Source organism: Christensenellaceae bacterium 44-20, assembly GCA_041223705.1.
In the GTDB taxonomy this organism is placed as follows: domain Bacteria; phylum Bacillota; class Clostridia; order Christensenellales; family Christensenellaceae; genus QANA01.
Map to the genome: position 1 here is coordinate 983,950 of JBCLQU010000001.1, position 13,793 is coordinate 997,742.

Annotated in this window: 13 protein-coding genes and 1 pseudogene; 9 read left to right on the forward strand and 5 right to left on the reverse strand. The window is 54.8% G+C overall.

The features are described from left to right. Positions 1–1,449 carry an MBOAT family O-acyltransferase gene (locus tag AALG83_05220; GenBank protein ID MEY8382555.1) on the reverse strand — a complete coding sequence of 483 codons (1,449 nt, stop codon included), beginning with the start codon at positions 1,447–1,449 and terminating at the stop codon, positions 1–3. 166 nt (positions 1,450–1,615) lie between these two features. Between AALG83_05220 and AALG83_05225 the strand changes: the two genes are divergently transcribed. From AALG83_05225 to AALG83_05240, 4 genes are all read left to right on the forward strand, one after another. After that, positions 1,616–2,782 carry an AI-2E family transporter gene (locus AALG83_05225; protein ID MEY8382556.1) on the forward strand — a complete coding sequence of 389 codons (1,167 nt, stop codon included), beginning with the start codon at positions 1,616–1,618 and terminating at the stop codon, positions 2,780–2,782. 100 nt (positions 2,783–2,882) lie between these two features. Continuing rightward, on the forward strand, positions 2,883–3,596 hold the full coding sequence (locus AALG83_05230) for a YjjG family noncanonical pyrimidine nucleotidase (GenBank protein MEY8382557.1): 714 nt from the start codon (positions 2,883–2,885) through the stop codon (positions 3,594–3,596). Between the two features lie 192 nt (positions 3,597–3,788). Continuing rightward, the gene (locus AALG83_05235; protein ID MEY8382558.1) at positions 3,789–4,676 is read left to right on the forward strand and encodes a DUF362 domain-containing protein; all 888 of its coding nucleotides are present in this window, start codon (positions 3,789–3,791) and stop codon (positions 4,674–4,676) included. A 51-nt stretch (positions 4,677–4,727) separates the two neighbouring features. Beyond that, the gene (locus tag AALG83_05240) at positions 4,728–5,150 is read left to right on the forward strand and encodes a helix-turn-helix domain-containing protein (GenBank protein ID MEY8382559.1); all 423 of its coding nucleotides are present in this window, start codon (positions 4,728–4,730) and stop codon (positions 5,148–5,150) included. A 166-nt stretch (positions 5,151–5,316) separates the two neighbouring features. Here the strand turns inward: AALG83_05240 and AALG83_05245 are convergent, their stop codons facing one another. Both AALG83_05245 and AALG83_05250 read right to left on the reverse strand, forming a co-directional pair. After that, the gene (locus AALG83_05245; GenBank protein ID MEY8382560.1) at positions 5,317–5,937 is read right to left on the reverse strand and encodes a DUF47 family protein; all 621 of its coding nucleotides are present in this window, start codon (positions 5,935–5,937) and stop codon (positions 5,317–5,319) included. A 21-nt stretch (positions 5,938–5,958) separates the two neighbouring features. After that, on the reverse strand, positions 5,959–7,005 hold the full coding sequence (locus AALG83_05250; GenBank protein ID MEY8382561.1) for an inorganic phosphate transporter: 1,047 nt from the start codon (positions 7,003–7,005) through the stop codon (positions 5,959–5,961). 247 nt (positions 7,006–7,252) lie between these two features. On the opposite strand from AALG83_05250, the gene AALG83_05255 reads away from it, so the two are divergent. The 5 genes and pseudogenes from AALG83_05255 to AALG83_05275 all read left to right on the forward strand — a co-directional run bounded on the left by AALG83_05255 (position 7,253) and on the right by AALG83_05275 (position 11,288). After that, positions 7,253–8,314: a P1 family peptidase gene (locus AALG83_05255; GenBank protein ID MEY8382562.1), complete on the forward strand. Its 1,062-nt coding sequence runs from the start codon at positions 7,253–7,255 to the stop codon at positions 8,312–8,314. Further along, entirely contained in the window at positions 8,311–9,006 is a 696-nt protein-coding gene (locus AALG83_05260; GenBank protein ID MEY8382563.1) for an amino acid racemase, read from the forward strand. The genes AALG83_05255 and AALG83_05260 overlap by 4 nt, the downstream gene beginning before the upstream one ends. Continuing rightward, a complete protein-coding gene (locus AALG83_05265; protein ID MEY8382564.1) occupies positions 9,003–10,259 on the forward strand; it encodes a diaminopimelate decarboxylase in 1,257 nt (418 codons plus the stop codon). Before AALG83_05260 ends, AALG83_05265 begins: the two co-directional genes overlap by 4 nt. A 60-nt stretch (positions 10,260–10,319) precedes the next feature. After that, positions 10,320–10,625: pseudogene (locus AALG83_05270) on the forward strand (SRPBCC family protein). A gap of 153 nt (positions 10,626–10,778) precedes the next feature. Continuing rightward, positions 10,779–11,288 carry a GNAT family N-acetyltransferase gene (locus tag AALG83_05275; protein ID MEY8382565.1) on the forward strand — a complete coding sequence of 170 codons (510 nt, stop codon included), beginning with the start codon at positions 10,779–10,781 and terminating at the stop codon, positions 11,286–11,288. Between the two features lie 47 nt (positions 11,289–11,335). Here the strand turns inward: AALG83_05275 and AALG83_05280 are convergent, their stop codons facing one another. Next, positions 11,336–12,172: a toll/interleukin-1 receptor domain-containing protein gene (locus tag AALG83_05280; GenBank protein ID MEY8382566.1), complete on the reverse strand. Its 837-nt coding sequence runs from the start codon at positions 12,170–12,172 to the stop codon at positions 11,336–11,338. An 18-nt stretch (positions 12,173–12,190) separates the two neighbouring features. Further along, on the reverse strand, positions 12,191–13,756 hold the full coding sequence (locus AALG83_05285) for an FGGY-family carbohydrate kinase (GenBank protein MEY8382567.1): 1,566 nt from the start codon (positions 13,754–13,756) through the stop codon (positions 12,191–12,193). Between the last annotated feature and the right edge of the window lie 37 nt (positions 13,757–13,793).

Sequence of the window (13,793 nt, forward strand, 5' to 3'; positions counted from 1 at the left end):
CTAGAATCCCCCGTAAATAAAGCTTTGAGCATCATATCCGTGTCCATAAGTGCCGAATATCAAGATGGCAAAAATCGCGCATAGATAGATGAGATAGCGGACAATCACCGGCTGAGCCAGCACCCGCTCCCGAATGCAGAACTTCTCCTGCATCCGGCTAACTTTATAGAACAGCAGGAGCGATGCCACTAAAACCAGGCACTCTCTCCAGGAAAGCCCCAGGCCAAACAGCGCATTACCAAATAAAATCCACGGGTTATATACCGTAAAAATAGAGGCAATCATGGAAAATGCAGTGCTCAGGCTATCTGCGCGGAATACGATCCACGCCAGCATGACGAGCAGGAAGGTAAAGAACTGCCGAAAAATCTGTTTTGCCCGGCTTTGGGGCTCAAACCCCAGCGCGCCATACAGCCGATCCCGAAAAGGCAGCGTGAGTTCTCCCAAAATCTGATAGCCCGCATGCATACAGCCCCAAAACAGATATTTATACCCTGCGCCATGCCAAAGGCCGCTCACCAGGAAGGTGATGATGAGGTTTAGATATTTGCGCAGCTTCCCTTTTCGGTTTCCTCCCAAGGGAATATAGATATAATCCCGCAGCCAGGAGCTGAGGGAAAGGTGCCATCTGCCCCAAAATTCTTTAATAGAGGTAGAAAAATAGGGGCGGCGGAAATTATCCACCAACGAAATGCCAAACAGCGCCGCAGCGCCTTGGGCCAGCGTCACACAGGAGAGAAAATCCGCATAGAGCTGGAAGCTATACAGCACGCCCGCCAACAGCACATATGTGCCCTGATACATCTCGCTCTGCCCGAAAACTGTATTGACGATCACCGCAGCCTTGTCCGCGATCATCAGCTTGAGAAAAAAGCCCCACAGGATAAGATGCAACCCCTTAATAAATCTCTTCTCCTCGAACCGGTGCCCCTCTACCAGCTGATCCGCCAGCTGCTCATATCTTGGAATGGGGCCCTGGATAATCTGCGGGAAAAAGGAGATGAACAGGGTGTATTTGAGAAGGTTTCTCTGCGCCCGGATTTTCCCGCGGTAGAGATCCACCAAATATGCGATCATCTGCATAGTGAAGAAAGACATTCCCAGCAGCGCGATCCAGGAAAATCCCTCCCGCCCGAAAAACGCATTCAGCACAAAATTTGCGTTTTTGGCGACGAGAAGCGGCAGCACAACAGCGCTCAGCGCCAGCCAAAGCGCAGCTTTCCTGACCCATCCCCTGGATGCCTTTTGGGTGTGCTCCACCATTCTGCCCCCAAAATAGGAAAGGAGGATCATCGCTAAAAAGATGAGCGTCGCCCAGCCCATATTGATCACATAGAACAATAGACTGCCTGCCAATAGGGCATACCACCGCCGCTTTAGGGGCAGCAGGTAGTAAAGCGCCACCACCGCCAGTAAGAACAGATTATACTTACCAGAGATAAAATCCATAATCCTCTCCCGACATAAATTCACAATTTATTACAAGCAATTATACCATATCCCTCTGGCCATTTCCAGAGCGCGCTTTGCTTGCCCTCCTTCCGCGGGAGTTGACATTCCTCTCTTTTTTCCTTATGATCGCTTTATAGTTTCAGCCTATCCGGGAGGGCACCTCATGGAAAAAATCACAAGCAAAAAACTATGGAAAGCCGGGCTCATTCTTGGCGCTATCTATCTTTGCATCACGTATCTGCACGAGATCGGCGCCTTTATCGGAACGCTTCTTGGCGTGCTTTCCCCGCTGATCACAGGCTGTATCATCGCCTTTGTGCTCAACCTTCTGATGAAGCGGCTGGAGAGCTGGTATTTTCCGCACAGCCAAAATCAGTTTGTCATCAAATCCCGCCGGCCGGTCTGCATCTTTCTTTCCATGCTCACCTGGGCGCTCATCTTAGCGCTCATCTGCACGCTGGTCATCCCCGAGCTGGTCTCCAGCTTTGCGCTCATCGGCAAGGAAATCCCGCCGACGCTGGAATGGCTGTATCATTTTGTCTCAGATAATCTGGATGGCATCCCTTCTCTTCAGCAAATGCTGCTCAACCTCAATTTAAACTGGTCTGTGCTGGTGCAGAAACTGATCAGCTATATCTCCCTTGGGGTGGGCGATGTCATTAATACTGCCCTGGCCGTGATCACCGGCGTATTCGGCCTGCTCACCAATCTGCTCATCGGCATCATCTTCGCGCTCTATCTGCTGCTGGATAAAGAGCGGCTGCTCCGCCAGTTTTCCCGGCTGTTTGAGGCGCATTTAAAGCCAAAAAAATATCAGCAGTTCCTGCGGCTGATGCGCACCGCCAACGAATCCTTTTCCAGCTTTATCGTCGGCCAGTTCACCGAGGCTATCATTCTGGGCTTGCTGTGCACGGCCGGGATGTTCCTGCTCCGGCTGCCCTATGCCGCCATGACGGGCGCTGTCGTCGGGGCGACGGCCCTGATCCCCATCGTCGGCGCATACATCGGCGCGGGCATCGGCGCCTTCATGATCCTCACGGTAGACCCCATGAAAGCGCTCTTTTTCCTGATCTTCCTCATTATTCTCCAGCAAATCGAGGGCAATTTTATCTACCCCAAAGTCGTGGGCACCTCCGTCGGCCTGCCCGGCATCTGGGTGCTGGCGGCAGTGATCGTGGGCGGCGGGCTGTTTGGCATTTTTGGCATGGTGCTGGGCGTCCCGCTGGCGGCAACCATCTATAAGGTTCTAAAAAACCGCGTCTCCCGCAAGCTGGATCGCCCTGCGAAACAGGGCGCCGCTCCGCCGGAAAACTCCGCAGGAGAATCCTAGCATTCAAAAGCGCTCAGCAAACCCTGAGTGCTTTTTTATCTTGCACAGCCCGGCAGTGGCGTCAACCTTCCGGATGCGTTTTGCCCCATCCTGTGGTAAAATGAAAGAAAACGCGCGCAAAGGAGCCGCCATGCCAAACTATTCCGTCCTTCTCTTCGATCTCGATGATACTCTGCTGGATTTCCGCGCCAATGAGGCCTGCGCGCTTCCCGCGCTGTTTGCCCTGCATGGCTATCACTTCACCGTGCCCATCGCCCAGGTCTATCACAGCATCAACAACCATCTCTGGTCCTCCTATGAGCGCGGCCTGCTGCCGCTGCGGGATGTGCTGGACGTCCGCTTTGCCCGCACCATGGCACATTTCGGGGTGGAGATCGACGGCGCAGCCTGGGAAGCGGAATACCGGCATCTGCTCTCCCTGGGGCATCAGAAGATGGAAGGCGCGCTGGAAATCTGCCAGACGCTCTGCAAGACACATCGGCTGTTCATCGTCACCAACGGCGTTACGGGCACGCAGGAGCGCCGTCTGCGCGAAGCCGGACTGTTCGATTTCTTCGAGGATATTTTCTATTCCGAGCTCATCGGCCATCAAAAGCCCGCTCGGGCATTTTTTGAATACGTCGCCGCGCATATCCCCGGGTTCGACGCCCAGCGCGCCCTGCTCATCGGCAATTCACCTGCCACGGATATTCTGGGCGGCCTGAATTTTGGCATCGATACCTGCCTCTATTCCCCCTCCGGCGCGCCTGCCCCGGCCGAAGTTCCTGCGACCTATACCATCCGCAGTCTTTATGAGCTGCCCGCGCTCTGCTAAAAGGCTCAATTCTCTCTTTTCCCGCTTTTCTTTGCAGACTGCCTCTTGACTTCAACCCTGCTTTAAGTAGTATGATAGGGATATACCGAGCAAAACTTCATATTGTCTCAGGGGTGAAAACGCGGCATCCGTATCCGGGCGGCGCATTTTTGCCAAACAGCTCACCGCGCTTGGAAGGCGCGAAAAGAAACCATGGAGGATTCTAGTATGGAAAAAGCAAAGGTCTATTTCACCAAAAAGATCGTCCCGGAAAGCCTGCTTGCGCTTTATGAAAGGATGGGCGTCGCTCTGCCCGGCAAAGTGGCCGTCAAGCTCTCGACGGGCGAAGCCGGCAACCCCAACTATCTGAACCCGGATCTCATCAAAGATCTCGTCCAGAAAGTGAACGGCACCATCGTCGAGTGCAATACGGCCTATCAGGGCAAGCGCTACTGCGCCCAGGATCACTATAAAGTGGCCGAGGATCATGGCTTCACCAAAATCGCGCCGGTAGATATTATGGATGAGGACGGCGAAATTTCCCTGCCCGTCGTCGGCGGCAGGCATATGAAGGAAAACTTCGTGGGCAAAAACCTGGAGAACTACGATTCCGTGCTGGTGCTTTCGCACTTTAAGGGCCACCCCAGCGGCGGCTTTGGCGGCGCGCTCAAGAATATCTCCATCGGCATCGCCTCCCGCCATGGCAAAGAGTGGATCCACAGCGCGGGCGTCGAGCGGGAGAACTTCTGGCATAGCCCTCAGGATGATTTTATCGAATCCATGGCCGAGGCCGCAAAATCTGTCATCGATTATTTCTCCCCGGAGAACATGGTCTATATCAGCGTAGCCAACAACCTCTCGGTGGACTGCGACTGCGTCGCGACGCCCGAGCCCTGCTGCATGGCTGATATCGGCGTTTTCGCTTCGACCAATCCCGTCGCGCTGGATCAGGCCTGCATGGATGCCATCTATCAGTCCGAAGATTCGGGCAGAGACCACATGATCGAGCGGATGGAATCCCGCCATGCCGCGCTCATTTTGTCGCACTCCGAGGAAATGGGCGTCGCCTCCCGGGAATACGACCTCATCTGCCTGGATTAACCGGCAAATAAAAAAGCTCTCCTTCGGGAGAGTTTTTTATTATCCAAAATCGTGCCTTATGAAAATAAAGATCCGCCCACTCTCCGCTTACGTTTATATGACGTACTTTCTTGCAGCCGCCATGCTAAAATTAAGGAAGAATCATATCTACAATGGAGAAAACAAGTGAGCCCAATCTTGCAGCGTATCACAGAGCTGAGAACCCAGCGCGGCTGGAGCGAATATCGCCTGGCGGAATATTCCGGCGTGGCACAATCCACCATTTCCTCCTGGTACCAAAAATCCTATATCCCCTCTGTTTCTTCCCTGGAGAAAATCTGCGCGGCGTTTGGCATTTCTCTTTCTCAATTTTTTGCGGAAGTCAGCAGCGAGCTAGTTTCGCTCACCGTGGAACAGTGCAGGCTTCTGGAAAAATGGAACACATTATCAGAGAATGGCAAGCAAGCCCTCTTTCGTCTGCTAGCCGAACTTTAAGGTGAATTCATGGAAGCTCGCCGCCTTTTTGCCGCTATCCTTTCGGATGAAAACACACTGCCGCATGGTTTTGATTGCCGCCGCGATGCCTAACCGCGCCTGCAAGCAAACGCTCTCCAGCCATAAAAAGAGGAGCGGCCTTTGCCGCTCCTCTTTTTTTCTCCCTTTAGGAGTTTTTCATGATGACGCTCTCGACGGCATCCACAACATGCTCGCAGGCGTCCATGCAATCTTCCAGGCTGTCGTAGACTTTTCTCCAGCCGATCACTTCCAGCGGGTCTCCCCCTGCCGCAAAGAGATCGTGCACCGCCGAGACATGCAGGCGATCGCCCTCTTCTTCCAGCATATTGACTTCCACAATATAATCCTTGATGCTGGAGGATTTGCGGAAATGCGTGAACTTCTCCATCGCCGATTTCATCGAACCAACGCACTTGCCCAGCAGCCGGGAAAACTCCACTGCCTCCGGGCGCATGCTCGTGATGTTGTGCATATACATATTGCGCAAAACATCCTCGATGGTATCCACCGCCGTATCCAGCTGCTGAACCAGATTGAAAATATCCTCCCGATCGATGGGGGTGATAAACTCGTGAATCAGATGAGAAGTGATCTCGTGGCGCTTGCCGTCTGCCGCATTTTCGATTTCATGCAGGCCGGTTACGCGCTCTTCCATCTCGTGCACATCAAAGTTATTCAGCGTCTCCACCAAATAATTTGCCGCGTCGCAGGCGTATTGCGCCATATCCACAAACGCATCAAAATAGTTATATCCTTTTTTTGCCATTTCAAATGCCCTTTCTCTGTATTAGAACCACAGCATAAACAGTTTTGCCATAAAGTAGCCGACCAGCCCGCAGCCCGGGAACGTCAGCACCCAGGCCCACGTCATCTCTTTGACGACGCCCCAGTTGACTGCCGAAAGCCGTTTTGCCGCGCCCACGCCCATGATGGAGGTGGTCTTGGTGTGCGTCGTAGAGACGGGAATGCCCGTCGTCGAGGCCAAAAAGAGGCAGATTGCCGCGGCAACATCCGATGCAAACCCCTGGTAAACTTCCAGTTTGGTCATATTCTGCCCAACCTCTTTGATGATTTTGTATCCGCCAATAGAAGTCCCGATGCACATGATAGCCGAGCACATGATCATCAGCCAAATCGGGATCTGGAATTCACTGGTGCTCTGCCCGTTGACCAACGCAATTCCCAGCAGGAACACGCTCATAAACTTCTGTCCATCCTGGGCGCCATGCATGAACGCCGTGCCCGCGCTGGCGCAAATCTCGCCAACCCGGAAAAACTTGGTCGTCTTCTGCCTGTCCATATTGCGGCAGGTCAGCTCGGTAATCTTGGCTGAGAGCCATCCAAGGCCAAAGCCCAGCGCCGAGGAGAGCACAAGCCCCCAGAGAACGTTGATCCATTCCTGCATATTGATGCCGTTAATGTTGCCATGCAGCGCAATAGCCGCGCCCGAAAGGCCGGCAATCAGCGCGTGGCTTTCGCTGGTCGGGATGCCAAAAACCGAGGCTGCCGAGGCCCAGATCACGATGGCCACCAACGCCGCGCAGAGTGCAACCGTCGCCTCATGCGTGTTGCCGGAAAAATCCACCATGTTGTAGATAGACATCGCCACCGAGCTGTTGAACATCGTCATCACGAGCACGCCCAAAAAGTTGAACACAGCCGCCATCAGGACAGCCATCTTGGGGCTCATACAGCGCGTGGTTACGCAAGTCGCAATGGCGTTGGGTGCATCCGTCCAGCCGTTGACCAGGATGACGCCCATCGTCAGCAGCGCCGTGATGGCAAGCGCGGGGTTGCTGAAGACCTGCGAGAAAAATTCGCCGAAACTAATCATATTTTTCCTTTCAAAATTTTTCAGACATTTTCAGTTTTATTTACGCTCTCATTATAACATACGCATTTTATAATTACTATCATTTTGTGCATATTTTGCTTTTTCAGCCATGCCAAGAAATTCTCCGCTTTCCATTCTTTCTCCTGCCTGCCGCAGATTCCCTGCGAAAATTTCACTTTTTCATTGAAGCGATTTTAGCGCTGTGCTATACTAAAAAATTGAAACAAGCTTTAGTGAGGGCATTTACATGCGGCAAAAACGAATTCGCGACTACGGCGTTTTATTGGATACGCTTCCTACCGGCCCGCTCAACAAGATTACGGATGTTCCCGGCGTGCTGGTCGGGCACTGCACCATCGATACGCCCCAGCATAAGACCGGCGTAACCATGCTTTTGCCCCGGCCGGAAAATCCTTTTACGCATCAGTATCCTGCCGCGAGCTTCGTGCTCAACGGCTTTGGAAAGAGCATCGGGCTGCTGCAAATCGACGAGCTGGGCGCTTTGGAGACGCCCATCGCGCTGACCAATACCCTAAACGTCGGCCTGGTGCACGATGCGCTGGTCGAATATATGGTGCAGCGCTGCCAGAGTGAGGGCGTTCCGCTGACTTCCGTCAACCCCGTCGTCTGCGAATGCAACGACAGCACGCTCAACAATATCCGCCAGAGGGCTGTTCAAAGCGAGCATGTCTTTTCAGCCATCGCCTCGGCCTCCCGGGATTTCGAGGAGGGCGCCGTCGGCGGCGGATGCGGCATGGTCTGCCACGGGCTCAAGGGCGGCATCGGCTCGGCCTCCCGCATCATCGAACTGCCCGAAGGGCGCTTCACGCTGGGCATTCTCGTTCAGGCCAATCACGGCCGCCTGCCCGATCTTCTGCTGGAGGGAAAGCCCATCGGTGCCCGCATTGAGAGCCAAAATTTCGAGCCGGATAAGGGCTCGATCATCGTCTTACTGGCGACGGATCTGCCCGCTTCCGATCGGCAGCTTAAGCGCATTTTAAAGCGCACCAGCGTCGGCCTGGCGCGGCTGGGATCTTTCATCGGGCATGGCAGCGGCGAAGTGATGATCGGCTTTTCCACCGCCAATACCATTCCCCGGGATGCCCAGCAAGGCATCCTGACCCAGTGCGTGCTCAACGAGGAAAAAATCGATCTCGCCTTCCAGGCGGCGGCTTATGCCTGCCAGGAGGCTGTGCTCAATGCGCTGGTTACCTCCAAAACGACAGTCGGCTACCAGGGCGATATCCGCAAAAGTCTGGCAGAGTTTTTGCCCGGCCTGGGCTGGCGCGGCGAGCAGGAGGCTTTATGAAAACCATCGGCATTCTCGGCGGCATGGGGCCGCTGGCCTCCGCAGATCTCTACCAAAAAATCACAAAAAACACCTGCGCCGGCAAGGATCAGGAGCATCTGCATATCCTCATCGACAGCAATCCTGCCATCCCGGATCGGACGGGCTACCTGCTCTCGGGCGGCGAAGATCCTCTGCCTGAACTGCTGCGCACTCTGCATCGGCTGGAACAGGCGGGCGCAGAGCTCATCCTGCTCCCCTGCAATACGGCGCACTTCTTCTACCCGCAGCTGCAAGAGGCCGCCGGCGTCCGCATCCTCAATATGCTGGAGGAGACGGCCAGCTATCTGGCCGCGCAGATGCCGGGCGAGGTGTTCGGCATCCTCTCTACGGACGGCACGCTGCAGACCGGCATCCTCTCCCGCTATCTGGATGCCCATGGCCTGGCGCATTGCTGCCCTGGGCAGACGCAGCCGCTGGTCATGCAGTTTATCTACGAGGGCATCAAGAAAAACAACTTCTCCCTGGGCACGGCCGGCCTGATGCAGGCCGCAGCTGAGCTTCGCCAAAAAGGCGCAACCAAGTTTATTCTTGGCTGCACAGAGCTGTCTGTCGCGGCCAGTATTTATCCATTTTCTAACGATTTTGTAGACCCGCTCCTGATCCTCGCGCGCCGCGCAATCCAGGAAGCGGGCGGAAAGGTGATTCCATGAAGCAGCCATTTGTTACGCTGGAGCAAGTAAAAGAAATTGTCAAGACTCATCCAACCCCCTTTCATCTCTACGATGAAAAAGGCATTTTGGAAAATATCCGCCGCACCAAGCAGGCTTTTTCCTGGAACCCAGGCTTTCAGGAGTATTTCGCCGTCAAAGCCGCGCCGACGCCCGGCCTGCTGAACCTGTTTTTGCAGGAAGGCATGGGGCTGGATTGCTCTTCCTATACCGAGCTCATGCTGGCAGAGGCACTCGGTGCATCCGGAGATCGGATCGTCTTTTCCTCCAACTGCACGCCCAAAGAGGATTTCGCCTATGCGCACCGGCTGGGCGCCATCATCAATCTGGACGACTATTCGGATATCGATACCATCGCGCAGATGTTTTCCCCCATTCCCGAAACCATCTGCTGCCGGTTTAACCCGGGCGGCTATTTCTCCATCGGCAACGATATTATGGACAACCCCAAGGATTCCAAATACGGCTTCACCAAGCAGCAGCTTTTCGATGGCTTCCGGCGCCTGAGCGCCCTTGGCGTCAAGCATTTTGGCCTGCACGCATTTTTGGCCAGCAATACCGTTACCAACGATTACTACCCGGTTTTGGCGGGCCAGCTCTTCCAGCTGGCGGTCGAGCTGCATCAGGAGCTGGGCGTGCATATCAGCTTTATCGATCTCTCCGGCGGCATCGGCATCCCCTATCTCCCGGAAGAGCAGGCCAACGATATCTTCAAAATCGGCGAAGGCGTGCGCCAGGTCTATGAGCAGGTGCTCATTCCCGCCGGCATGGGCGATATCTCGCTGATGGCCGAGCTTGGCCGCTTTATGACCGGCCCCTATGGCTGCCTCATCGCCCAAGCCATGCACGAAAAGAAGATCTATAAAAACTATGTCGGGCTGGATGCCTGCGCTGTAGATCTCATGCGGCCTGCCATGTATGGCGCGTATCACCATATTACCGTTCTGGGCAAGGAAAACGCGCCGGCCGATCATCTCTACGATGTTACGGGCGGGCTGTGCGAAAACAACGATAAATTCGCCGTGGATCGCCTGCTGCCCAAAGTCGAGATGGGCGACTACCTCTGCATCCACGATACCGGCGCCCACGGCTATTCCATGGGATATAACTACAACGGCAAGCTGAGAAGCGCCGAGCTGTTGCTCAAAGAAGACGGCAGTGTTCAGCTGCTGCGCCGGGCCGAAACGCCCAGAGACTATTTTTCCACGCTGGATTTCCTGCATCTGTTCAAATAGCTCCAGCAGGCCAAAGCCCGGGAAACAACCCCGGGCTTTTCTCTAATCAGGAGGCACTTTATGCCAAAATCCGTTTATCAGGTTGTTTTCCCCTATCCAGCCGATGTAGTCTATTATGCCATGGCCGATCTATCCTGCTGGCAGTGGCGCAGCGATCTGGCCGGGCTTGAAATTTTGGAAAACGGCAATGCCTTTATGGAAATCTCCAAAAATGGCAGCCGCACGCATTTTACCATCACAGAGAAGCAGATAGGAAGCCGCTATGCTTTTGAGATGGAGGGCGAGGGGTTTGCCGGCCAATGGCTGGGCGAGTTTTCTGCCGTGCCGGGCGGCACGCGCGTGGTATTTACAGAGAAAATCCGCATGAAGCGCTGGCTGCTGCGCCTGATTGCGCCGCTCTGCCTGCCGCTCAAAAAGATGCAGAAAACCTATGCCATCGATTTGATGATCCATCTCTCGGAGCACGCCCAGGAGAGCGCTGCCCGCTGTCAAACGAATAGCCCTAAGGCGCCCGAGCTGATGCTGGCCGTTCCGTCCGAGGCGCACGAAGCCCAGGTCATGGCCTATCGGCAGGAGTTTGCCCAAAACGGCGAAACACTGCATGGCGGTGCGCGTCTGGAAGAACTCGCGGATTATGCCTCCTGGCTGCAATTCATCCGCCAAAACGCCAGCGAAGAGACGGTTCCTCCCAATCTGGTTCCGGCGACGACGCTGGTCTGCCTGCGCAAGGAGGATGGCAAAATGGTCGGCATCATCGATATCCGCCGCCGGCTCAACGACTATCTGCTGAAATTTGGCGGCAATATCGGCTACAGTGTCCGCAAAAGTGAGCGCAGAAAGGGATATGCCAAGGCTATGCTCGCCCTCGGCCTGGAAGAATGCCGCAAACTCGGCCTGGAAAAGGTGCTGATCACCTGCGATAAAGAGAATATCGCCTCCGCCAAAACCATTCTGGCTTGCGGCGGCGTGCTGGAAAACGAAATTCCGGAGGAGCGCCGCATCACCCAGCGCTACTGGGTCGCGCTTTAGCGGCAACAAAAAACTGCCCCTTGGGGCAGTTTTTTTGTATGCCTATCTCAAGCGATATCCTGCAAAAGCCGGGAAAGACCTTGCGCATAATCTTCGCGAAAGTCAATATATTTTTTGACTTTGAGAAACGGCGGGATCTCACAATCCTCTATGAGCAGCGGAATCACCTTGATTTTTCGGGTATTCATCTCCTCCCAGAACAGCGCCTCCCACTCTGCCCTGACCCACTCTGAAGCCACAGAGTGTGGGGAAAGCAGCACCAAAACATAGTCTGCCGAGGCCAGCCCCTTTTGGATCTCTGCCGGAATGGATGCGCCTGCCTTAATATTCCTCTCATCCAGCCACGGAGTATGGCCCTGCTCAGCGAGATCGGCATAAAGGCAATTTGCAAAATCCTTGTCTTTAGAGGAATGGGAGAGGAACAGCTGCTTTCCCTTTTGATTGGCAAAAACAGACTGAATATGCTTTTCATAGAATAGCTTCTGGGCATATTCCAGCTCCAAGAGCAATTTTTCCTTTCTTTTATGGCTCCTTGCCTGCGCAACATCGACTTGCAGCGCCTCTATGCGTTGAACCAGCGTCTGCATCGGAATGGTATTCGTGCAGTATTCCATCGGAACCATGGAATACTGCGAACACATCGGGGCATCTCCCCAGTAAACAATCGCAAACTCGCGGCAGTTTCTATCCTCCTGATAATCCGGGCATTCTTCACATTCTATCTCTTTCGTGCAAGCCGGAAGGCAGCATTTTTCCTCGCACAAATCGCAGTCAATATCCTCGTCATCAAAATATCCAATTCGCCCCTTATGCAGCCCTTGCGTGCAAAGGATAGGCCCATATTCCAAATCCGCCATCAAAACTGCTCCTCCCGTCTTTTTCATTGCCCTCTTGCCTTGTGTTTACTTCTTATCTTTTGCTCGATAGATCTCCCGCATATTCCGATACATAGGGCGCATTTTCCCATACATTCCCCGGTAGACCTTCTGATAAATTTCATCATAGAGCGCATGGTTTTCCGCGTCCGGCAGAAATACCTTTTTGCGGTGCACCATCTTCTGGGTCGCCTCCTGCACAGAGGGGTATTCCCCCAGGCCGAGAAAGCCGACCGCCGCCGCGCCCAGCGCCGAAGTCTCATGCGTCTGCACCCGGTAAACCGGCAGGCCAAAGACATCCGCCGCGATCTGGCAAACCGCATCGCTCTTTGCCCCGCCACCGTTGGCCGTCAGCGCCTCCGGCCGCATTCCAGCCCGCTGGCTCATCCCATCCAGGCCGTCTCTTAGGGCATAGCAAAGCCCCTCGATGATCGCCCGGTAAATATGCTCCCGGGTATGAGCGCTGTGAAAGCCGATCATCGCGCCTCTGGCTTCGGGCGTCTTGAGCCCCGGCCCCCAGTATGGCTGTATCAGCAGCCCATCTGCGCCTGGCGGCGTCAACCGCAGGCTCTCATCCAGCATCTGCTCTGCCGTTCCGGCAAACTCCGCGGCCGCCTGCGTCTCCATCCGGGCAAACTGCTCCTTAAACCAGGTTATCATCCAAAACCCGCGGTAAATCTGAATCTCCGGGTTATACTTTCCCGGGAGCACCGCCGGATATGCCGGCAAAAACCGCTGCGGCTCCACATATTTTTCCGTCGTGAGCTGCACCGTGCAGGTTGTCCCAAAGCTTAGGCTGGCCGTGCTGCCGTCGATACACCCGCTGCCCAGCCCCTCGCAGCCCTTGTCCGAGCCGGCGGCAATCAGCCGCAGCCCTGCCGGAAGCCCGCTGTCCCGGCTGGCCTCCTGCGTGATGTGCCCCAAAATCTCTCCCGGCATAGCCAGCGCCGGGAATTTTTCTGCCGGAACATTGAATACCGCGTATTTGATGTTCCACTTGCTCATCCACTTCTTTTTCTTATAGTTGAGCGGCAAATGCCCAATCTGCGAAGCGATGGAATCGGCCAGCACGCCTGTGAGCCGATAAATTAAATAACCCGAAATCTGGATGAACTTATAGGTCCGCTCCCAAATCTCCGGCTGGTTTTGCTGAATCCAGTTGCAAACCGAATGCTCTCTGGAATAGGCGGCGCATTCGCCCATGCCCGCAACCGCAAACCCCGCCCGGTATAAAAAGGGCATGGGCCTTTTGCATTCTGCCAGGCGTTCATCCAGCCAGAGAATGCAGGGCGTGATGGGCCGCATACCGCTGTCCAGGCAAAGCACGCTGTCTCGTATTCCCGTGAGCACCAGTGCCTCCACTTTCGCAAACAGCTCCGGCTGTTTTTCCTTCAGCGCCCTGGTCGCCCGGCACAGCGCCTGATAGTAAAACTCCGGGCTCTGCTCCGCATATCCCGGCTGGGGCGAGAGATACGGCGTCTCATATGCCAGCGTCTCCTGCGCCAATATCCGCCCATCCTTAGAAAAAATCAGCGCGCGAAGGCTCTGTGTCCCGCAGTCCACCGCAAGCACCAACGGCTCGCTTTTTTCCATCTTCCTCTATCCTTCCTCTCAGGCCAAAGCCTGTTTT

Coding starts and splice junctions, on each gene's coding strand:
- AALG83_05235 (MEY8382558.1), top strand. CDS start 3,789: ATGGAGGATTCTAGTATGGAAAAAGCAAAGGTCTATTTCACCAAAAAG.
- AALG83_05225 (MEY8382556.1), top strand. CDS start 1,616: ATGGAAAAAATCACAAGCAAAAAACTATGGAAAGCCGGGCTCATTCTT.
- AALG83_05275 (MEY8382565.1), top strand. CDS start 10,779: ATGCTGGCCGTTCCGTCCGAGGCGCACGAAGCCCAGGTCATGGCCTAT.
- AALG83_05220 (MEY8382555.1), bottom strand. CDS start 1,449: ATGGATTTTATCTCTGGTAAGTATAATCTGTTCTTACTGGCGGTGGTG.
- AALG83_05280 (MEY8382566.1), bottom strand. CDS start 12,172: ATGAAAAAGACGGGAGGAGCAGTTTTGATGGCGGATTTGGAATATGGG.
- AALG83_05260 (MEY8382563.1), top strand. CDS start 8,311: ATGAAAACCATCGGCATTCTCGGCGGCATGGGGCCGCTGGCCTCCGCA.
- AALG83_05250 (MEY8382561.1), bottom strand. CDS start 7,005: ATGATTAGTTTCGGCGAATTTTTCTCGCAGGTCTTCAGCAACCCCGCG.
- AALG83_05230 (MEY8382557.1), top strand. CDS start 2,883: ATGAAAGAAAACGCGCGCAAAGGAGCCGCCATGCCAAACTATTCCGTC.
- AALG83_05265 (MEY8382564.1), top strand. CDS start 9,003: ATGAAGCAGCCATTTGTTACGCTGGAGCAAGTAAAAGAAATTGTCAAG.
- AALG83_05285 (MEY8382567.1), bottom strand. CDS start 13,756: ATGGAAAAAAGCGAGCCGTTGGTGCTTGCGGTGGACTGCGGGACACAG.
- AALG83_05245 (MEY8382560.1), bottom strand. CDS start 5,937: ATGGCAAAAAAAGGATATAACTATTTTGATGCGTTTGTGGATATGGCG.
- AALG83_05255 (MEY8382562.1), top strand. CDS start 7,253: ATGCGGCAAAAACGAATTCGCGACTACGGCGTTTTATTGGATACGCTT.